The sequence below is a fragment of the Massilia sp. X63 genome, from assembly GCF_041023745.1.
Lineage (GTDB): Bacteria > Pseudomonadota > Gammaproteobacteria > Burkholderiales > Burkholderiaceae_D > Telluria.
The window spans coordinates 170041-190887 of sequence record NZ_JBFTEF010000008.1; the positions used below are offsets into that span (position 1 = coordinate 170041).

Here is a 20847-nt window from a genome sequence, read left to right on the forward strand (position 1 = left end):
ATGGCAGACGGCGTATCCCGCGACCCCTTGCGTGCTTCCCGCGGCCGGCCCCGGGGCGGATTCCGGGGCTGGCTGCGGCGCACCACCGGCAAGTGGCTGCCGCGCCACGGCACGCTCGATGCCGGCGAAGTGGTGCTGAGCCAGCGCCGCGTGTTCATCCTGCCTACCCGCGCCGGCATCGGCTTCGCGGTGCTGCTGCTGGTGCTCTTGATCGGTTCCATCAACTACACCCTCGGCCTGGGCTTCGCGCTGACCTTCCTGGCGCTGTCGTGTGCGCTGGTCGACATGGTCTTCACCTACCGTAACCTGGCCCACCTGGCCCTGCAGCAAGGCCGCGTGCCAGGCGTCTTCGCCGGCCAGGAGGCGCAGTTCGAACTGCACATCGCCAACCGCGGCGCGCTGGCCCGCTATGGGGTCTGGATCGATTTTGCCGACGTCGCCGAGCCGCGCCACGTCACCGACATCGGCGCCCACGGCAGCGCCGCCGTCATGCTGGCCGTGCCGACCGCCGCGCGCGGCTGGCTGGAGCCGGCGCGCGTGGTGCTGTCCACCCGCTTTCCGCTCGGCCTGTTCCGCGCCTGGAGCTATTGGCGCCCCGCCACCCGCGCCCTGGTGTACCCGCGCCCGGAAGAAGGCGCACCGCCCTTGCCTGTGAGCGGCAGCGCAGTCGGCAGCGGCCGGGCCGGAGGCAACGACGATTTCGCCGGCGTGCGCAGCTACCAGCCGGGCGACTCGCCGCGCCAGCTGGCCTGGCGCCAGATCGCCCGCCTCGACCCCACCCTCGGCGGCCAGCTCGTCACCAAGCACTTCGAAGGCGGCGTGGGCGACGAACTGCTGCTCGACTTCGCGCTGCTGCCCGCGCATCTCGACCTGGAGCTGCGCCTGTCGCGCATGACGCGCTGGGTGCTGGATGCCGAGCAGCGCGCCCTGCCCTACGCCTTCCGGCTCGGGGCGGTGCGCTACGATGCCGGCAACGGCGCCGCCCACCAGGCGGCCTGCCTGCGCGCCCTGGCCCTGTACGGCCTCAGGGAGGCGGCATGAAACTGCCGTCCTCGCTGGCGCGCCTGCCGAGGGACAAGGCCGACACCCTGCTCCTGCTGGGGAGCGCGGTGCTGGTGCTGGCGCCGCACGCCAGCCACCTGCCGCCGTGGGTGTCGCTGCTGTGCGCCGCCACGCTGGCCTGGCGCGGCGCGATCACGCTGCGCGGCAAGCGCATGCCCTCGCCCCTGGTGCTGCTGCCGATCGCCGCGCTGGCGATGGCCGGCGTCCAGTTCAGCTACAAATCCCTGATCGGGCGCGACGCCGGGGTCGCCATGCTGGTGCTGCTGGTCGCCTTCAAGATGCTCGAGATGCACGCGCGGCGCGACCTGTACGTGGTGATCTTCCTGTGCTTCTTCCTGGTGCTGACCAACTTCTTCTACGCCCAGGGCATCGGCACCGCGCTCCTGATGGTGGCGGCGGTCCTGGCCCTGCTCACCACCCAGATGTCCTTCCAGTTCACCGGCAAGGTGCCGCCGCTGCGCGCGCGCCTGGCGATCGGCGCCAGGATGCTGCTGTTCGCGGCGCCGATCGCGGTGGCGCTGTTCTTCGTGTTCCCGCGCCTGGGCGGACCGCTGTGGGGCATGCCGGGCGCGGGGGGCAGCGGCGGCGGCAAGTCGGGGCTGTCGGACCGCATGGCGCCGGGCCAGATGTCGAACCTGGCCATGTCGGGCGAACCGGCCTTCCGGGTGCGCTTCGAGGGTCCGGTGCCGCCCAAGGCGCAGCTGTACTGGCGCGGCCTGGTGCTCGACGCCTTCGACGGCACCGCCTGGACCCGCGGCGGCTCGATCGCCACCCGCTCCGGCACCTCGCTGCGGGTGCGCGGCCAGGCGCGGCGCTACGAGATCACGCTGGAGCCCTCGGACACGCGCTGGATCTTCACGCTCGAGATGCCCGGCCACATGCCGGAGCTGCCGGGCTACCGCACGCGCGCCTCGCACCAGCTCGAGCTGAGCACCGACCGGCCGCTGGCGCAGCGCGTGCGTTATACGATGATCTCCTACCCGGAATACGCGCTGGACGGGCGCGAGGCCCTCGACGACCCGAACCAGTGGCTGCTGCTCCCCTACGGCTACAACCCCAAGGCCCTGGCGGCCGGCCTGGCGCTGCGCAAGGAGCCGCTGCCGGCGCGCCGCGTCGAGCAGGTGCTGCGCCAGTTCCGCGAACAGCCCTACAGCTACACGCTGGAGCCGCCGCTGCTGGGCCGCCACTCGGTCGACGAATTCCTGTACGGCACCCGCGCCGGTTTCTGCGAACACTATTCCGGCGCCTTCGTGTTCCTGATGCGGGCGGCCGGCATCCCGGCGCGCGTGGTCACCGGCTACCAGGGCGGCGAGCTGAATCCGATCGACGGCTACCTGACGGTGCGCCAGTCCGATGCCCACGCCTGGGCCGAGGTCTGGCTGCGCGGGCGCGGCTGGGTACGGGTCGACCCGACCGCCGCCGTGGCGCCAGAGCGGGTGCGCCAGAACCTGGCGGCCGCGGTGCCGCCGGCGGCGCCGTTCGGCATCGACGCGCTGCGCGGCCTGTCGATGTTCGGCGGCAGCGGCGACTCGCTGCTGGGCCGCCTGCGCAATGCGCTCGGCGCGGTGAACAACGGCTGGAACCAGTGGGTACTGAACTACACGCCGGAACGCCAGCGCAGCTTCCTGCAGAGCCTGCAGTCGAACCTGGCCGGCTGGCGGATTGCCGCCTTGATCACGCTGGGGGCCGGATTGTTGCTTCTGGCTAGAATTTTGTATCTCCGTAGGGAAATTAATCCGGTCGAGGCGCTATACTCTTCCCTATGCAAGCGCCTGGCTCACCTGCATGCGGGCCTGGCACGTGCAGCGGACGAAGGGCCCACCGCCTATGCGGCCCGGATCGCGGCCACGCAGGCGCTGGCGCCGCCATCGCGTCACGCCGCCGCCGAGTTCCTGCGCCGCTACAGCGCCTGGCGCTATGCGCCGCCCCAGCCCGGATCGCTCTCCTTGCGCGACCGGCAGCTGGCCGCTACCCTGAAGAGATTACTGTCGCAAGTCAGATGAAACCGATCGTTCCCCTGTTTGCCGCGCTGGCAATCGCCTTCGCCCCCGCCGGGCAGGCGCTGGCCGCCGCGAAAGATCCGCACGTCCGTACCGCAAGCGCCAAGACCAAGGCATCCAGCAAAAGCAAAACGGCCGCCAAGGCCAAAGGCAAGAAAGACGCGGCTTCCGGCAAGGCCGGCAAGCGCGTCTCGATCCGCTCGACCAGGGTCCTGAAAGCGGCCCCGGCGGCGGCCGCGATCGACTACGACGGCGAGCACCACAACTTCCTCGAATGGCAGGCGGTGCGCGACTTCATCGACGAGATGAGCACCCGGCACGGCTTCGACCGCGCCGGCCTCGAATCGCTGTTCGGCCAGGCCCGCTTCATCGATTCGGCGGTCCAGCTGGTCAAGCCGGCCCCGCCGGGCAAGCCGAAGAACTGGCAGGCCTACCGCGACCGCTTCATCGAACCGATCCGCATCGCCGCCGGCGTGCGCTTCTGGAACGAGAATGCGGATGCGCTGGCGCGCGCGGAAGCCGCGTATGGGGTGCCGGCCGACATCATCGTCGGCATCATCGGCGTCGAGACCATCTACGGGCGCGACACCGGCAAGTTCCGCGTGCTCGATACCCTGGCGACGCTCGCCTTCGCCTATCCGGAAACCCCGAACCGCAGCAGCCGCATGGCCTTCTTCCGCAGCGAACTGGCGAATACCCTGCTGTTCGCGCGCGAGCACAAGCTCGAGCCGTTCTCGCTGCTGGGATCGTTTGCCGGCGCGGTCGGCATGCCGCAATTCATGCCCGGCAACATCCTGAAGTATGGCGTGGATTTCAATGGCGATGGCCAGATCGACCTGCGCGGTTCGCCGGACGACGCGATCGGCAGCGTGGCGAACTTCCTGATCCAGCATGGCTGGAACCCGGAGCACCGCGGCAGCCCGGCCACCCCGGCCGACGTATCACCGAACCGCGCCTGGGAGCCGCTGCTCGAGCGCGGACTGGCCGCCACCCTGCGCCCGGAAGAGCTGCGCGCCGCGGGCGTGGTGGTGAATGGCGCCCTGCCCGCCGAGCGCCTGTACGGGCTGGTGGATCTGCAGAACGGCGCCGAGCCCACCGAGTACTGGGTGGCGGACGATAACTTCTTTGCCATCACCAAGTACAACCGCAGTTATTTCTATGCCATGTCGGTCATCGAACTTGGCCGTGCCGTACGCGCCTCGCGCGGCGGCTGAGCATTGCCCGGCAGGAAACTTTGTATCGATTTGTAACGGAACTGCTACCCATCCGCTCCTTCTGAGCCCCTTGCGCCCCCCTATACTCCCCGGGGGTATGCAAGTCTTTTCTGCAGATTCTCTGTAGAAACATCTGCAATATTTCCATACTCCCGGTTTTGTTGTCAGCCTGTCAGGATTTTCCATACTGTGCGGCATCAAAACGCCCTAGCCTATACACTCGCGATTAATCAAAAAACAATTATTATTTCCGTGAGTTTGTGAGAGAATTGCATTGCGGCTATTGTTGCGATAAGACAACAATACTGATTGAGGTCATCTGATTTTTATTGCTACTAAGTATCAGATTAGAAATTAGTTGTACAATTGAATAGAAAATTACGAAATACCTAAGCCTGGAGCCGAGCGCCGCATGGGGCTCCGTCCAACCCAAAAATAGGATATTGAATCATGACAAACCAAGTCGGCATTGATATGAATAGCGATTCGGAATCCGATGAGCTCCTGCAGTACAACCCGAACCGCCTGCTCGACACCCTGATCGAGAACCTGCGCCTGAAGAACGACGCTGCCCTGTCGCGCGCGCTGGAAGTGGCGCCGCCGGTGATCTCGAAGATCCGCCACCACCGCCTGCCGGTCGGCGCATCGCTCCTGATCCGCATGCACGAAGTGAGCGACCTGTCGATCCGCGACCTGCGCTACCTCATGGGCGACCGCCGCGCCAAGTTCCGCATCAGCGACAAGCAGTTCAAGCCGAAGGAAGGCGCCGCCCCGAAAGAGGCGTAATCCGCGCGGGACTTCCGGCCGCGTGAAGCGAACGTGGCGCGCCCGTTTGGACGCGCCCGCTTGCTCTTCTTGCTTGACACGGTTCGAGCCACCCAACGGGGTGGCTCGCGTCGTTTACGGCATCCTCGGCGTGCCGCCTTGCAGGCGTGCGAGAGTGGCGCGGGCTGCGGCGAAGTCGCAGCCCGCGATTTGCGCGGCCAGCACCCCTTCGATGGAGCCAGGCGCGGCGTTCGCGCCAATGCGTTCGCCGATCGAGAGCGCACGCATGTTGCCGTCGGCCAGCCAGCGGCCGAGCTCCTGCAGTTCGCCGCTGGTCGCCGGCGCGACGCCTTCGGGGTCAGGCCGGGGGCGGGCGGACAGGACGGCGTCGCGCAAGCGCGTGCATTCCTCCTCCAAGGCCACAGGCGTGATGGGCAGCAACGCCGCCAGCAGGTCGGCGTCTTCCTCGCCAGCCATGAAGCGCCCCTCCACGCCGCCCAGCGTCACGGCCAGCGCGCGCGCGCCGATGGTGGCCGCCGCCCCCTTCAGGCTATGGATGGCCGCGCCAGCGGCGGCGCGCTCCCCGGCATCGAGTGCGGAACGGGCCTGCGCCATCAACGTCACTGCCTCGGGCAGGAAGGTGTCGAGGCTGCGCAGGTAGACGGCGGCATCGTCGCCGAAGCGTGCCAGCGCCTCGCGCATCGGGGCGCCGGCCACGGTGTTCGACGCGCCGGGCGTCCCGTCGTCCTTGCCGACGGCCGGGCGTAAGGCCCGCACCAGCGCCTCCAGCGCGATCGGCTTGCCGAGGTGTCCGTTCATGCCGGCGTCCAGGCAGCGTATGCGGTCGCCCGCGCCCGCATTTGCGGTCATCGCGATGATGGTCAGCGATTCGCCGAGCGCGCGGCGGATCTGGCGCGTCGCTTCCAAGCCGTCCATCACCGGCATCTGCATGTCCATCAGTACCGCATCGGGCAGCATGCTGGCTCCGAGCAGCTGCTCGAGGCCCTGGAGGCCGTCTTCGGCGACGCTCACCTGGGCTCCTTCGCTCTCGAGCAGCTCACGCGCGACCTGGCGATTCACCGCATTGTCCTCCACCACCAGGATACGCATGCCGGCCAGCCGGCGCGTCCGCCGCGGCGCGGGCATCGGCGCAGGGTCGGCCAGCGCGCGCGCCACCGCGTCCGCGATCAGGCGCGGGGTCACCGGCTTGGTCAGGACCCCGGCGAACGGCGCTTCGCCATCGCTGTCGTGGCTGGCCAGCAGCATCTCACGTCCGGCCGACGTCACCATCAGCACGACCGGCGCCTGCGCGCAGCCGCGCCGGATGTCATGGGCGGTATCGATGCCGTCGAGTCCCGGCATGCGCCAGTCGAGCAGAATCACGTCGAAACGACGCTCCGGCTCCTGCAACAGCGCCAGCGCCTCGGCGCCGCCGCCAGCCAGCGTGGCATCCCAACCCAGCCCCCGCATCATCCGCGCCAGGGTCCGGCCAGTGTCAGGGTTGTCATCCACCACCAGTACTCGCAGCGCGGCGCGCACGGCGGCCGGCGGCGACGGCGCGGTTTCCAGTGCCAGGTCGAACCAGAAGCGGCTGCCAACGCCGGGTGTGCTGTCCAGCTGCAGATCCGAGCCCATCTGCGCCAGCAGGCGCCGGCAGATCACCAGGCCCAGTCCGGTGCCGCCGAAACGGCGAGAAATCGATGCTTCCGCCTGGGTGAAGCCCTCGAAGATGCGCTCGCGCTGGTCGGAGGCGATGCCGATCCCGGTATCCTGCACGGCGATCCGGATGCGCACCGCGCCCGCGCCCTGCTCCAGCAGTTCGGCGCCGACCGTGACCGTGCCGCGCTCGGTGAACTTCAAGGCATTACCGGCAAGATTGATCAGGATCTGCTGCAGGCGAAGGCGGTCGCCCACCAGGCAAGCGGGCAGGCGCGGATCCAGGTCGAACAACAGCTCGACCGGTTTGCCGCCTTGGTTGCCGGACAGGATGGTGGCAAGATCGCGCATCAGGCCGTCGAATTCGAACGGGTGCGGGTCCAGCATCAGCTTGCCCGCTTCGATCTTCGAGTAGTCGAGCACGTCGTTGAGCAGCTGCAGCAGCGCCTGCGCCGCCTGTTCGGCCTTGCCCGCATAGTCGCGCTGGCGGTTGTCGAGCCGGGTCATCTGCAGCAGCTGCAGCATGCCGAGCACCGCATTGAGCGGCGTGCGGATCTCGTGGCTCATGTTGGCCAGGAAGGTCGACTTGGCATCGCTGGCGGCATCGGCCTGCTCCTTGGCCTCGCGTAGCGACGCCAACAGCTCCTTGCGCGCCGTGACGTCGACCGCCACGCCGAGGTAGCCATCGATGGCGCCACCTGCGGCGCGGATCGCGCTGACGATCAGCGATACCGTGATGTGTTTGCCGTCGCGCCGTACATAGGTCCATTCGCGCGTCTCGGAACCCGCATGCGCGGCTGCGGTGACGAAGGTGGCGAAGCCCGCGACCGGGCGGCCCTCGCTGACGCTGAGCTCGGCAGCGCGCGCGGCCACCTCGTCCGGATCATGGAATTGCAAGGGCGTGGCGCGGCCGATCATCTCGCTGGCCGGATATCCCAGCATCAGCTCGGCCCCGCGGTTGAAGACGGTAATCCTGCCGTCGGCGTCGGTGGCCACGATCGCCACGCCGGTCGCGGCGTCCAGCACGCCACCGAGCAGCGCATTCAGCTGGCTCAACTGGGCGGTGCGGCTCGCCACGGTCTCCTCCAGGCGGGCGTTGGCGGCGCGCACCCGGTCCTCGGCCGCCTTGCGCTCGGTGATGTCGCGTACCGTGACCGCCAGGCCATCCACGCTGCCATCGGCCGCGCGCACCGGCGAAACCGCCAGCCAGACATCGATCAGGTGGCCATCCTTGTGACGTCGCTGCGTCTCGAGGTCGGCCACGGCGGGACGCTCGGTCAGCCAGGCCAGCATGCGGTTTTCCTCCTCGATGCGATCGGCAGGAATCAGGAGCTCGGCGGCGGTGCGGCCAAGCGCTTCCTGGGCACTGTAGCCGAACAGCGTTTCGGCGCCGCGGTTCCAGCTGGTGATGCGTCCATCCAGGTCCTTGCCGACGATCGCGTCGATCGAGCTGTCGACGATCGCCGCCAGCCTGGCCTGGCCGGCGCGCAGTTCCTGCTTGCGCCCCCGCCCGGACGCGGCCAGCAGCGCCAGGGCCGCCAGCGCGGCGCTGGCGGACAGTCCGAGCGCCAGCACGGTCGCCGGCCGCGTCATTCCCTGCTGCGTGAAGAAGGCCTCGCCGGCGCTCAGGGTCAGGCGCCAGCGGCGCCCAAATACCTCGATATCAGTGCGTGCCTGCACCGTGTCGGGGCCGGGCGCCGCCACCGGCAGCACCACGTCCTGGGCGCCGGCCGTAACGTCCACCAGGCCGAGCGTCACCGGCTCGGCCGGATCGATCAGCGCGCGCAGGATGGTGTCGACCTGCAAGGGCGTATAGGTCCAGCCGACCAGCCGCGCGGCGCGCTCGGCCGGCGCCGGCAGCGTTCCCTGCTCGTACACCGGTACCAGCAGCAGAAAGGCCTGGCCCGCGACCGAGCCGGGCTGGACCAGCGTGATCGGCGCGGTCAGCTGCGGGGCGCCGCTGCGCATCGCCGCCAGTGCCGCGCGCCGCCGGTTCGGTTCCGACGCCAGGTCCAGCCCGAGCGCGACGCGGTTGCCGTCGAGCGGCTCGATCAACTGGATCACGAAGCGCTCGCCGCCGCCCGGCACGAACTGGCGCAGCGCGAAGCTGCCGTGCAGGCTGCGCTGGCGCGCCAGGTAGGCTGCCTCGTGTTCCGGGGCGACCCGCCGCACGAAGCCGAAGCCGCGCGCCCCGGGGAATTCACGCGTCAGGTCGATGGTGGCGAGATAGCGCGTCAGCTGCTGGGGCGCAATCTGGTCCGGGCCAACCACCAGCAGCAGCCCCTGTATCCCGCGCAGCACCTGGCGGTAGCCCTGGAGGCGGGCATGGATGCCGTCGCTGGCGTCGTCCAGCATGCGCTCGAGGCGACGCTCGATCACCTGCCGGTTGTCCTGTTGCTGGTAGCGTGCGCCGGCGATGCTGAGCGCGGCGCCGGCGACGGCGATCAGGAGCGCCGGCAACTGGAACAGCCGGCCCTTCATGCGCTCGCGATGCAGGCCCGGTCGCGGCCCGCGGCCTTGGCCCGGTACAGTTGTTCGTCAGCGCGGCGCAACAGGGAATCGACGTCGAAGCGCTCGGCGTCCTCCACGCAGACGATTCCGATGCTGACGGTGACGCAGGGAGCGACCTCGGAGGCGGCATGCGGCAATGCCAACGCCCGCACTGCGCTGCACAGCGTGTCCGCCAGCGCTTGCGCGGACACGCATCCGGCTCCCGGCGCCAGCAGCGCGAATTCCTCGCCACCATAGCGCGCCACGAAGTCGTTGGGGCGATGCAGGCTGCGCTGCAACGCGCCGGCCACCTGCCGCAGACAGGCGTCGCCGGCCTGGTGTCCATAATGGTCGTTGTAGCGCTTGAAAAAGTCGACGTCGGCCAGCATCAGCACCAGCGCCGCGCCTTCGCGCTGGGCGCGCGCCGCTTCCGCCGTGATGCGCTCGTTGAAATAGCGCCGGTTCGGGATCTCGGTCAGGCCATCGATATACGCCATCCGCTGCAACAGGTCGGCCTGCAGCTTGAGCGCCAGATGCACCTGGACGCGCCGGCGCAGCGTCATCGGATTGAAAGGCTTGGTGACGAAGTCCACCGCGCCCGCTTCCCAGCATGCCGATTCCTGCTCGCTGTCGGTGCTGGCCGTGACGAAGATCAGGGGAATCGCCGCGGTCGCAGGATCGGCCTTGAGGCGCTGCGCCACCTCGATGCCCCCGATCCCAGGCATCACCAGGTCGAGCAGTACCAGATCCGGCCGGTGCTGGCGGCAGGCCGCGATGCCGGCCTCGCCCCCGGTAGCCATCAGGACTTCATACTCGGAGCCGAGGGTCTGGTAAACGCTGCGGAGATTGATGGGCTGGTCGTCGATGACCAGTACCTTGTGCTTGCCGGCCGCGGCCGCGGCCGCCATGAGGTGCTCTTGCTGATACATGGCAGGGAAATACCGATCCTCGATGAGCCTGCGCTTCGCATGTCGCCTAGAATGCCGGCAGGGCATCATTAGCAGGCGAGTCTCCCAACTTCTGTTTCGTCAGTGTAACAGACATTACCTCCTGTCAAAGCAGACTTTTCTACCTCAGGCCGGGAACACACCGGTGGAAAGATAGCGGTCGCCGCGGTCGCACACGACGAACACGATGGTCGCATTCTCGACCGTCTGCGAGATGCGCAGCGCCACTTCGCAGGCGCCCGCCGCCGAGATGCCGCAGAAGATGCCCTCCTCGGCCGCCAGGCGGCGCGCCATCTGCTCGGCTGCGGCCTGGCTCACCGGCTCGACCTGGTCCACGCGCGCCTTCTCGTAGATCTTCGGCAGGTAGGCTTCCGGCCATTTGCGGATGCCGGGAATCGACGAACCTTCTTCCGGCTGGGCGCCGATGATGCGGATCGCCTCGTTCTGTTCCTTCAGGTAGCGCGACACGCCCATGATGGTGCCGGTCGTGCCCATGGCGCTCACGAAGTGGGTGACGCGGCCTTCGGTATCGCGCCAGATTTCCGGGCCGGTGGTTTCGTAGTGGCCGCGCGGATTGTCCTGGTTGCCGAACTGGTCGAGGATGATGCCCTCGCCGTTCTTCTGCATCTGCTCGGCCATGTCGCGCGCGTATTCCATGCCGCCCGATTTCGGCGTCAGGATGATCCGGGCGCCATAGGCCGCCATGCTCTGGCGGCGCTCGACCGACAGGTTGTCGGGCATCAGGAGCACCATCTTGTAGCCGCGGATGGCGGCCGCCATCGCCAGCGCGATGCCGGTGTTGCCGCTGGTGGCTTCGATCAGGGTGTCGCCCGGCTTGATCAGGCCGCGCTGCTCGGCGCCGCGCAGCATCGACATGGCGGCGCGGTCCTTGACGGAACCGGCGGGATTGTTGCCTTCGAGCTTGCCGAGGATGATGTTGTTGCGGGCAGCCGCATCCGCGCCGGGGAGGCGCACGAGCTGCACCAGCGGGGTGTTGCCGATCGTATCTTCGATGGTCTTGTAAGCCATTCCTTGCTCTCTCGCGATTTCCTAAACCGCTATTCTAATCCGGACAGCAAGCTGGCGTATGGCGCCGCCCCGGACCGGCCCGGAGGCCGGCCACGGTGCTGCCGGATCAGCGTTGCGGCAGCGGGTAGGTGGCGACGCTCACGTTGCCGTCCTTGTCGACTGCCTGCACGCCGAAGAATACATTGTCCTTCGACAAATCAATGGTTGCCTCGGTGACGTTCCCGACCCACTTCGAGCCCTGCCAGTCGGCCGCGGTGGTATCGCGCCAGACGATCCGGTAGCCGGCCACGTCCGGTTCGGCATTCGCCTGCCACACCAGGGTCGAGTCGTTGGTCAGCTTGTCGGTGCGCAGCTTGACGTTCTGCGGCGCCGCCGGGGCCAGCGCCAGCGAGGCCAGCGTCGCCGCGTTCACCCGCGTCACCTTGGCGATGTAGTCGTAGTCATTGAACTTGATAAGGTCGCCGTACACCTTGCCGTTTTCGGTACGCAGGTCCTGGTGCTGGTGCGAGAAGTCCTCGGCAGGCTCGGTAAAGCGCACCGCGGCGTAGCCCTGCTCCAGGAAGGGCATGTGGTCGCCGCCGCGCAGGTAGCGGTCGGCGCGGTGGATCACCGAGACCTTGAAGCCCTTCACGTAGCGCTCGCCGTGCTCCTTGGTGTAGCGGGCCAGCTGGCGGGTGAGCGAATCGCTGTCGCCGCCGGTGGCCACCAGCTGGCGCACGGCATCGCTCATTTCCTTGGTGGCCGGGATGCTCTGCGAGAACAGGCGCACTTGCGTGTTGTCGACCTTGCCCTTGTCCGAGCGCGAGCTGCCGATGATGTCGTTGTTGAGCATGCCCGCGACGTTCAGGTTGTTCTTGCGCGCCTGCTCGGCCCAGTGGCGCGCGCCCAGCAGGCCCTGCTCTTCCGCGGCCACGGTCATGAAGACCAGGGTGGCGTCGAACTTGTACTTGGCCATGACGCAGGCCAGCTCCATCACGGCGGCGGTGCCCGAGGCGTCGTCGTTGGCGCCCGGCGCGTCGTCGGTGTAGTTCATGACGTCGGTGACGCGCGAATCGTAGTGGCCGCTGACCACGTACAGGCGGTCCTTCGAGGCTTCCTGGGTGCCCGGCAGCGTGGCCACCACGTTGACGATCTCGGTCGGGCGCGAGATGCGCGCCGACACCGGGGCGATGTGGCTGTCGAAGGCCACCTGCAGCGGCGTGCCGGCGCCGCAGCGCTCCAGCTCGGCCTTGATCCAGCGGCGCGCGGCGCCGATGCCGCGGGTGTCGGATTCCGTTTCCGACATCGTGTGGCGGGTGCCGAAGCCGACCAGCTTGGCCACATAGGCCTCGATACGCTTGGGCGAGACCTCGGCCAGGATCTTGTTGATCTGCGGCTGCTGGCGCTTGAGGTCGGGGGCGGCTGCGCTGTCGGCCGGGCTTGCGGTCGCGGCCGTGGCGGCGCCGGCGGCAAGGGCGAGCAGTGCGGCCAGCAGGGAGGAAGAGATGCGGGCGTGAGGCATGAGTACCTTTCTAGTCGTGATGTGCAAAGACAAGCACATCTTCTCATGCGGATTGATTGGTGTCAGTCAATACATGCCGCCCGTGCACGCCGCGGCGACAAGGGCCGTCCCGGCAGCCCTTGCCGTCCTCCTTGCACCGATCAGCGTGCGGCGAGCGCCAGCCGGGCCTGCGCCGCCGGCGTGCCGTCGTTCGCGGCGTCCAGGCGGAACACGCTGACCACCGCGGCCAGGCGCTCGGCCTCTTCCTCCAGCGAGGCGGCCGCGGCAGTTGCCTGCTGCACCAGGGTCGCATTCTGGCGCGTGGCTTCGTCCATCTGCCCGATGGCGGTGTTGACCTGGCCGATGCCGGCGCTCTGCTCGGCGCTGGCGCGGGTGATCTCGGCCATGATGTCGGTCACGCGGCGCACCGAGGCCACGATGTCGTTCATCGTGGCGCCGGCTTCGTCCACCAGCCGGGCCCCGGCATCGACGCGCTCGACCGAATTGCCGATCAGGCCTTTGATCTCTTTTGCGGCGGCCGCGGAGCGCTGGGCCAGGTTGCGCACTTCGGTCGCCACCACGGCAAAGCCACGGCCCTGCTCGCCCGCACGGGCCGCTTCCACTGCGGCATTCAGCGCCAGGATATTGGTCTGGAACGCGATGCCGTCGATTACGCCGATGATGTCCACGATCTTCTTCGACGATTCGTTGATCGAGGCCATGGTCTCGACCACCTGGGCAACGACCGCGCCGCCGCGCAGTGCCACCGTGGAGGCCGATTCGGCCAGCGCATTCGCCTGGTGGGCGTTGTCGGCATTCTGGCGCACGGTCGCGGTGAGCTGTTCGACCGAGGCGGCGGTCGCTTCCAGCGTGCCGGCCTGGCGCTCGGTACGGCCGGACAGGTCGCGGTTGCCGCTCGCGATCTCGGTCGATACGCTGGCAATGCCGAGCGTGCCGTTGCGTACCTGCGCGACGATCGACACCAGGCTGTCGCGCATGCCCTTCATGGCGAACAGCAGGCTGCTGCGGTCGCCCGGCGCGGTCTCGATCTGCACGCCCAGGTCGCCCGCGGCGATGGCGCCCACGATCGATGCGGCATAGTCCGGCTGGCCGCCGAGCTGGCGCAGCAGGCCGCGCGAGATGGTCCACGCGCCCAGCCCGCCGGCCACGATCGCGCCCAGGCAAAGCAGGGTCATCCAGCCGAAGAAGCCGGACGCCATGTCGCGCGCGCCGGCCGCCTGTTCGTTGTTCAGCTTTTCCTGCAGGTCGATGAAACGATTGATGCTCGCCAGCCAGCCGACGAAGGCCGGCGCCGCCTGCCGCGACAGCAGCGCGGCGGCTTCCTGGGCCTGGCCGGCGGCGTGCAGCGCGATCACCTGCTCGATCAGCGGCTTGGCGCGGCGCTCCTGCTCCTTGATCGCCGCCAGCGCCTCGGTCTCGGCCGGCAGGATTTCCTTCAGCTCGCCGAACAGCTTGTCCATCGGCTCGGCCGAACGCGCATAGTTCTCATCCAGGGTACGGATCAGGGTCACGGCCTCCGCAGCCCCGGCAGGATCGGCTGCCAGCACCACGTCGCGCAGCGCAATCGCACGGTCATGCACGCTGCCGCGAAAATTGATCGCGTAGCGCTGCTTGACGTTGTTGACATCGTTGATATGGGTGAGGATGCTGTCGATCTGGCCGACGCGGCTGATGGCCAGCGCGGTCAGGACGATCATCAGGAAGAAAACGGCGCCGTAGCCAATTGCCAGGCGCTTGCCGATGGTGAGGGACTTTGTTGTCATATAAGCTTCATTAATCCATTGGAAATGAGTAAACAGCAACTTTAATTTCTTAATGGCAACGAATATAGCACGTGCGCCGTCTTTTTGCTCAATTTCGTCATTTATTTCTTGCAAGGAGGCGGGTCAATATCGTTCTGCAGGTACGCAATAAAAAACCCACAAGTCGGAAGCCGACTTGTGGGTTTTCTGGTGGATTGGTCGTGCTGGTATTACATTGCTGCCTTCTGCTCGGCCGGCTTGGCCTTGGCGTCCGCCTTGGCCGAGGCCTTCTCTGCCTTCACCGCCTTGGCCGGCTTGGCCGCCGACGCCTCCATCGGCTTGCCGTTGACCACCAGCCCCGCCTCGGACAGCTTCATGGCCTTCTTGCCCTTCACGCCCTTGATGCGGCCCTGGAAGTCGGCCCAGTCCTTGAACTCGCCCTTGGCGCGCTCGTCGAGGATCATCTTCGACATGCTCGGTCCCACGCCCTTGATGCCGTCGAGCGCAGCCGCATCGGCCTTGTTGACGTCCACCTGGGCAAAGGCGATCCCGGTCGAAGCGAGCAGCGCGGCAACAGCGAGTACCAGTTTCTTGATCATTGAATGTTCTCCGTAGGTTGTCAGTCGATGGACGGCGGCGCCCTCCATCCCAGCACTAACGGCGTTGCCGGGCCACCGTTGACGGCCCGGGATTGAGCAGGCTCAAGCCAAGTTCAACCGGGGAACAGTTCCTCGCGGGTGACGGTCGCGGTGCCGAGCTTGCCGACCACGATGCCGCCGGCGCGGTTGGCGGTGGCCAGCGCTTCGTCCAGCGGTGCGCCCGCGCCCAGCATCGCCGCGAGCGTCGCGATCACGGTGTCGCCGGCGCCCGAGACGTCGAAGACCTCGCGCGCCTCGGCGTGCACGTGCAGCACCTCGTCGGCGGTGTACAGGCTCATGCCCTCTTCCGAACGGGTCACCAGCAAGGCCGTCAGGCCCAGCTCGGCGCGCAGGGCCTGGGCCTTGGCGCTCAGCTGCTCCTCGGTCTTCCAGCCGCCCACCACGCGCTGCAGTTCCGAGCGGTTCGGGGTCAGGATGGTGGCGCCGCGGTAAGGGGTGAAATCGTCGCCCTTCGGGTCGACCAGCACGATCTTGCCGGCCGCGCGCGCCTCTTTGACCATCTCGGCCACGTTCACCAGCGCACCCTTGTTGTAGTCCGACAGGATCACGACGTCGTAGCTGGGCAGCAGCGCCCGGAACTGGTCGAGCTTGTCGCGCAGCACGGTCTCGGTGGGCGCGTCCTCGAAGTCGATGCGGACCATCTGCTGCTGGCGGCCGATGACGCGCAGCTTGATGATGGTGGAGATGGCGTCGTCGCGCTTCAGGTAGCTGTGGATGCCGGCGCCCTTCAGGAGCTTCTCGACTTCGTCGCCGGCTTCGTCGTTGCCGGTCACGCCCAGCAGGCCGGTGTGGGCGCCCAGCGCGGCGGCATTGCGCGCCACGTTGGCGGCGCCGCCCAGGCGTTCTTCGCGGCGCTCGATGCGCACCACCGGCACCGGCGCTTCCGGCGAGATGCGCGAGACGTCGCCGAACCAGTAGCGGTCGAGCATGACGTCGCCCACCACGAGCAGGCGCACGGCGGAGAGTTCGGGGGCCGCCTCGCGGCGGAAGCTGTCTGCCGCCAGCAGGCGGCTCGGGATCGGGTGGTTCATGGGTTTATGTCGGAAGCGCCGGTTTGTGTATGCCGCGCATCAGTTCATCACGTTGAGTTCTTCGGTACGGCGCGGCGGATAGGTTTCCCAACGACTGCAGCCCGGGCACTGCCAGTAGAACTGGCGCGCCTTGAAGCCGCAGTGGCTGCACTGGTAGCGCGCCAGCTTCTGGGTATAGCGCTGCACCAGGTTCTTGACCATCGACAGCTCTTCCCATACTTCGGTACGGGCTTCCATCAGGTGGGCTTCGAGCAGCTTGTCGAGCCCCAGCAGGGTCGGATTGCGGCGCAGCTCTTCGACCACCAGCTGTTTGGCAGCTTCCACGCCGTCGAGTTCGATCACGGCCTTGAACACCACCTCGATCAGGTCGATGGACGAGGCTTCCGCCAGGTAGGAGCGCAACAGGTTGACGCCTTCCTGCGGCCGGCCGACCTTGCGGTAGCCGTCCATCAGGCGCTGGGCCACCAGGGCCACGTGCGGCACGCTCTGGTGCTCGACGCGGCGCCAGGTGGCCAGGGCGGCCTCGGTATCGCCCTGGACCAGCTGGGCGTCGCCGATCAGGATGGTGGCACGCACGCTCGAGCGGTCGGCCAGCAAGGCCTTGTCCAGCAGTTGCATGGCGTCGCTCGGCTGCAGGTGCACCAGGGCGTCCTGCGCCAGCTCGCAGTAGAACTGCGCGATTTCCTTCTGGCGCGCGCCGGCGCCCGATTCCTGCAGGCCGACGGCGACGTCGATCGCGCGGCGCCATTCCTTTTCGCGCTGGTAGATCTCGAGCAGGGCGCGGCGCGCCTGCACCTCGAAGGGCGTGTCGACCAGCAGATTGAAGGTCTCCTCGGCGCGGTCGAGCAGGCCGGCCTTCAGGTAGTCCATGCCGAGTTCGTACTGGGCATGCGCCTTCTGCTCGGCCGGCAGGTCCGGGCGCGCCAGCAGGTTCTGGTGGACCCGGATGGCGCGTTCGGTCTCGCCGCGGCGGCGGAACAGGTTACCGAGGGCAAAGTGCATGTCGGCCGACTCGGGATCGAGCTTGACGATCTCGATGAAGGAGTCGATGGCCTTGTCGGGCTGGTCGTTGAGCAGGTGGTTCAGGCCCTTGAAATAGCCGCGCGGGAGCGAGCGCGATTCGGAGACCAGTTCCTTGATGTCGACACGGGCGGCGATCCAGCCGAGGCCGAAGAAGAATGGGATGCAAAGCAGCATCCAGAGTTCGAATTCCATGTGTTCTTGTTCTGTGTGGGCGCTGGTGGAATCAGCGCGCCGGGTTCACGGCATCCGGCTGCGGCTGCACGTTGGCCGAGCCGGTGCCGGCGGCGCTCTGCAGGGCCTGGATGGTGTTCTGGTGCTGCGAGGTCTGGCGGCGCTGGCGGAACACGGTCGGGGTCAGGGCCAGGATGCCGAGTGCGGCGCCGGCGATGAAGAAGGCCAGCAGCATCAGCACGAGCGGGCCGCGCAGTTCGTAGTTGAGGAAGAAATGGAGATCGACTTCCTGCGTGTTCTTCAGGGCGAAGCCGAAGAACAGGACGAACAGGACGATTCCAACGATGGTGGAGACAAATTTCATCAGCAGTGCCCGCTGGTTGAGTGCGCAAATGGGTGCACAAAGGCGAAGTGTCGCATATCCAACATGATATTTCAAAAGCCGAGGTGGCGCTGCCGCCGTAATGGGGCCAACATGGCGAAAAAAAACGGCATCCCCGAGGGGACGCCGTTCTTGTCTGCCGGTTCGCAGACGACTTCAGGAAGACTTCAATCCTCGATGATCGGTTGCCCGACCATCGCGTCCACCCGCTCGCGCAACTGCTTGCCCGGCTTGAAGTGCGGCACCCGTTTTTCGGGCACCATCACCTTGTCGCCGGACTTCGGGTTGCGGCCGATGCGGGGTGGCCGGCTGTTCAGCGCGAAGCTGCCGAAACCGCGGATCTCGATACGCTGGCCGGTCGCCAGGGCGTTGGTCATCGCATCGAGGATGGTCTTGACGGCAAACTCGGCATCTTTCGCCACCAGCTGAGAATAACGCTCAGCCAGGCGGTTGATCAGCTCGGACTTGGTCATCTGGTCGCTCCAGTCGGGATTAAGCCTTGCTTAGTTCTTGTTATCGAACTTGGCCTTCAGCAGTGCGCCCAGGCTGGTGGTGCCCGAAGCGGCGCTGTTGTCGGCAGCCAGCTTGCTCATTGCTTCCTGGGTCTCGACATTGTCTTTCGCCTTGATCGACAGCTGGATGCTGCGAGCCTTGCGATCGATGTTGATGACCAGGGCTTCGACCTTGTCGCCCACTTTCAGGTGGGTGCCGGCGTCTTCCACGCGGTCACGCGAGATTTCCGAAGCGCGCAGGTAGCCTTCGACTTCTTCGTTCAGGGCGATCACGGCGCCTTTCGGCTCAACCGACTTGACGGTGCCGGTGACCAGGGTGCCCTTGTCGTTCAGCGAAGCGAAGTTGTTGAACGGGTCGCCTTCCAGCTGCTTGACGCCCAGCGAGACACGCTCGCGCTCGACGTCGATCGCCAGCACGACGGCTTCCAGCTCGTCGCCCTTCTTGAAGCGGCGCACGGCCTCTTCGCCCGGCTCGGTCCACGACAGGTCCGACAGGTGCACCAGGCCGTCGATGTTGCCCGGCAGGCCGATGAACACGCCGAAGTCGGTGATCGACTTGATCGAACCCTTGACCTTGTCGCCCTTCTTGTGGGTCATGCCGAAGTCGTCCCACGGATTCGCCTTGCACTGCTTCATGCCCAGCGAGATACGACGACGCTCTTCGTCGATTTCCAGGACCATGACTTCGACTTCGTCGCCCAGCTGGACAACCTTGTTCGGAGCCACGTTCTTGTTGGTCCAGTCCATTTCCGAGACGTGCACCAGGCCTTCGATGCCCTGCTCGACTTCCACGAACGCGCCGTAGTCGGTCAGGTTGGTGACCTTGCCGAACAGACGGGTGCCCTGCGGGTAGCGACGCGACAGACCGGTCCACGGATCGTCGCCCAGCTGCTTGACGCCCAGCGAGACGCGGTTCTTTTCCTGGTCGTACTTGAGGACCTTGGCGGTGATTTCCTGGCCAACCGACAGCACTTCCGACGGGTGACGCACGCGACGCCATGCCAGGTCGGTGATGTGCAGCAGGCCGTCGATGCCGCCCAGGTCGACGAACGCACCGTAGTCGGTGATGTTCTTGACGACGCCGGTGACCACGGTGCCTTCTTTCAGGGTTTCCATCAGCTTGGCGCGCTCTTCGCCCATCGAAGCTTCGATGACGGCGCGACGCGACAGGACGACGTTGTTACGCTTGCGGTCCAGCTTGATGACCTTGAATTCCAGGGTCTTGCCTTCGAACGGGGTGGTGTCCTTGACCGGACGGGTGTCGACCAGCGAACCCGGCAGGAATGCGCGGATGCCGTTGGTCAGGACGGTCAGGCCGCCCTTGACTTTACCGTTGACGGTACCGGTGACGATCTCGCCCGATTCCATTGCTTTTTCCAGAGCCAGCCACGATGCCAGGCGCTTGGCCTTGTCGCGCGACAGGATGGTATCGCCGAAACCGTTTTCCAGCGATTCGATGGCCACGGAAACGAAGTCGCCGATCTGGACTTCCAGTTCGCCCTGGTCATTCTTGAATTCTTCGACCGGAATGAAGGCTTCCGACTTCAGGCCGGCGTTGACGATCACGAAGTTGTGATCCAGGCGCACGACTTCAGCCGAGATGACTTCGCCCGAACGCATGTCTTGACGCGACAGCGATTCTTCGAAAAGGGCGGCGAAGCTTTCCATGCCGGTATCTTGATTGGTTGCAGTAGACATAAAGGTTATTACTCGAGTTAGCCCAGCAGGCCGGCGATAGTGCGGACTGAACTGGGGTTAGGTTGAAACACACCTGCGATGGCGGAATTGCCGCCGCAGGCACCCTACAAGGATGACGATCCTGAGATCGTCACCACCGCGAAGACGGAAACACGGGTTTCGCAGCGCAGCCATCTGGCGATGACTCAAGCCGACGATGTTGCACAACGCCCAGTCCCTGCCTGCGCGGAAAGTCCTCACTGCCAATGGCAATGAAGACAATTCGCAAAAAACTAGACCAACTCACTTCTGCGCATACCACGCCAACACCTGTTCGACCGCTTCCACAGCCGTCATGTTCGAGGTATCGAGCCGATGCGCATCCGCTGCCGGGACCAGCGGCGCGATGGCGCGCTTGGTGTCGCGCTCGTCTCGCTCGGTCAAATCCTTCAGCAGATCGTCCATATTAGCAGAAAATCCTTTGTCAATCAATTGCTTATACCGGCGTTGCGCACGCGCCTCCACGCTTGCTGTCAAGAACACTTTTAATTTCGCGCCGGGAAAGATCACCGTGCCCATATCGCGCCCGTCGGCCACCAGGCCGGGGGTCTCGCGAAAGCCCAGTTGCAGGGCATACAGGGCCTGGCGCACGGTCGGCAGCGCAGCGATCTTCGATGCCATGTTGCCAACTTCTTCCGCCCGGATCGCCGCCGTGACGTTCTCGTTGTTCAGGAAGATGTCGCCGCCGACGAAGCGAGCCGGCAGGTGCTCGGCCAGCTTGGCGATGCCGTGTTCGTCGCGCAGCGCGAGGCCGCGGCGAATCGCCTGCAGCGCCGTGAGACGGTACAGGGCGCCCGAGTCGAGCAGGTGAAAGCCCAGGCGCTCGGCGACCTTGGCGGCGACGGTGCCCTTGCCGGAGGCGGTCGGGCCGTCGATGGCGATGACGGGAATAGGGTTATTCGGCATAGGGTTTGTTGTCGGCGGCG

At 66.7% G+C, this 20847-nt stretch carries 16 protein-coding genes; 4 read left to right on the plus strand and 12 right to left on the minus strand.

Features of this window, described 5'->3' with window-relative positions:
- Positions 1 to 27: 27 nt before the first annotated feature.
- The 4 genes from AB3347_RS17165 (at position 28) to AB3347_RS17180 (ending at position 5062) form a co-directional block, all read left to right on the plus strand.
- A complete protein-coding gene (locus AB3347_RS17165) occupies positions 28 to 1041 on the plus strand; it encodes a DUF58 domain-containing protein (protein ID WP_369093002.1) in 1014 nt (337 codons plus the stop codon).
- Positions 1038 to 3065 carry a DUF3488 and DUF4129 domain-containing transglutaminase family protein gene (locus AB3347_RS17170; RefSeq protein WP_369093003.1) on the plus strand — a complete coding sequence of 676 codons (2028 nt, stop codon included), beginning with the start codon at positions 1038 to 1040 and terminating at the stop codon, positions 3063 to 3065. The genes AB3347_RS17165 and AB3347_RS17170 overlap by 4 nt, the downstream gene beginning before the upstream one ends.
- A complete protein-coding gene (gene mltB, locus AB3347_RS17175; protein WP_369093004.1) occupies positions 3062 to 4276 on the plus strand; it encodes a lytic murein transglycosylase B in 1215 nt (404 codons plus the stop codon). The genes AB3347_RS17170 and mltB overlap by 4 nt, the downstream gene beginning before the upstream one ends.
- A gap of 450 nt (positions 4277 to 4726) precedes the next feature.
- Positions 4727 to 5062, plus strand: coding sequence for a hypothetical protein (locus tag AB3347_RS17180; protein ID WP_036216124.1), 336 nt, complete (start codon positions 4727 to 4729; stop codon positions 5060 to 5062).
- Between the two features lie 114 nt (positions 5063 to 5176).
- Here the strand turns inward: AB3347_RS17180 and AB3347_RS17185 are convergent, their stop codons facing one another.
- The 12 genes from AB3347_RS17185 to cmk all read right to left on the minus strand — a co-directional run bounded on the left by AB3347_RS17185 (position 5177) and on the right by cmk (position 20827).
- On the minus strand, positions 5177 to 9178 hold the full coding sequence (locus tag AB3347_RS17185; RefSeq protein WP_369093005.1) for a response regulator: 4002 nt from the start codon (positions 9176 to 9178) through the stop codon (positions 5177 to 5179).
- Positions 9175 to 10116: a diguanylate cyclase gene (locus AB3347_RS17190; RefSeq protein WP_369093006.1), complete on the minus strand. Its 942-nt coding sequence runs from the start codon at positions 10114 to 10116 to the stop codon at positions 9175 to 9177. Before AB3347_RS17190 ends, AB3347_RS17185 begins: the two co-directional genes overlap by 4 nt.
- A gap of 144 nt (positions 10117 to 10260) precedes the next feature.
- Entirely contained in the window at positions 10261 to 11163 is a 903-nt protein-coding gene (gene cysM / locus AB3347_RS17195) for a cysteine synthase CysM (protein WP_369093007.1), read from the minus strand.
- A gap of 106 nt (positions 11164 to 11269) precedes the next feature.
- Positions 11270 to 12664, minus strand: a complete 1395-nt coding sequence (locus AB3347_RS17200) for a M28 family peptidase (protein WP_369093008.1) — start codon at positions 12662 to 12664, stop codon at positions 11270 to 11272.
- A 140-nt stretch (positions 12665 to 12804) separates the two neighbouring features.
- A complete protein-coding gene (locus AB3347_RS17205; RefSeq protein WP_369093009.1) occupies positions 12805 to 14427 on the minus strand; it encodes a methyl-accepting chemotaxis protein in 1623 nt (540 codons plus the stop codon).
- Positions 14428 to 14636: 209 nt separating this feature from the next.
- A complete protein-coding gene (locus AB3347_RS17210) occupies positions 14637 to 15005 on the minus strand; it encodes a ComEA family DNA-binding protein (RefSeq protein ID WP_369093010.1) in 369 nt (122 codons plus the stop codon).
- A gap of 113 nt (positions 15006 to 15118) precedes the next feature.
- On the minus strand, positions 15119 to 16096 hold the full coding sequence (rfaE1, locus tag AB3347_RS17215) for a D-glycero-beta-D-manno-heptose-7-phosphate kinase (RefSeq protein ID WP_369093011.1): 978 nt from the start codon (positions 16094 to 16096) through the stop codon (positions 15119 to 15121).
- A 39-nt stretch (positions 16097 to 16135) separates the two neighbouring features.
- Positions 16136 to 17311, minus strand: coding sequence for a lipopolysaccharide assembly protein LapB (gene lapB / locus AB3347_RS17220; RefSeq protein ID WP_369093012.1), 1176 nt, complete (start codon positions 17309 to 17311; stop codon positions 16136 to 16138).
- 31 nt (positions 17312 to 17342) lie between these two features.
- A complete protein-coding gene (locus AB3347_RS17225) occupies positions 17343 to 17654 on the minus strand; it encodes a lipopolysaccharide assembly LapA domain-containing protein (protein WP_369093013.1) in 312 nt (103 codons plus the stop codon).
- 185 nt (positions 17655 to 17839) lie between these two features.
- Positions 17840 to 18145, minus strand: coding sequence for an integration host factor subunit beta (locus tag AB3347_RS17230; protein WP_027864826.1), 306 nt, complete (start codon positions 18143 to 18145; stop codon positions 17840 to 17842).
- Positions 18146 to 18175: 30 nt separating this feature from the next.
- The gene (rpsA, locus tag AB3347_RS17235; protein ID WP_369093014.1) at positions 18176 to 19882 is read right to left on the minus strand and encodes a 30S ribosomal protein S1; all 1707 of its coding nucleotides are present in this window, start codon (positions 19880 to 19882) and stop codon (positions 18176 to 18178) included.
- Positions 19883 to 20164: 282 nt separating this feature from the next.
- A complete protein-coding gene (cmk, locus tag AB3347_RS17240; RefSeq protein ID WP_369093015.1) occupies positions 20165 to 20827 on the minus strand; it encodes a (d)CMP kinase in 663 nt (220 codons plus the stop codon).
- Positions 20828 to 20847: the final 20 nt, after the last annotated feature.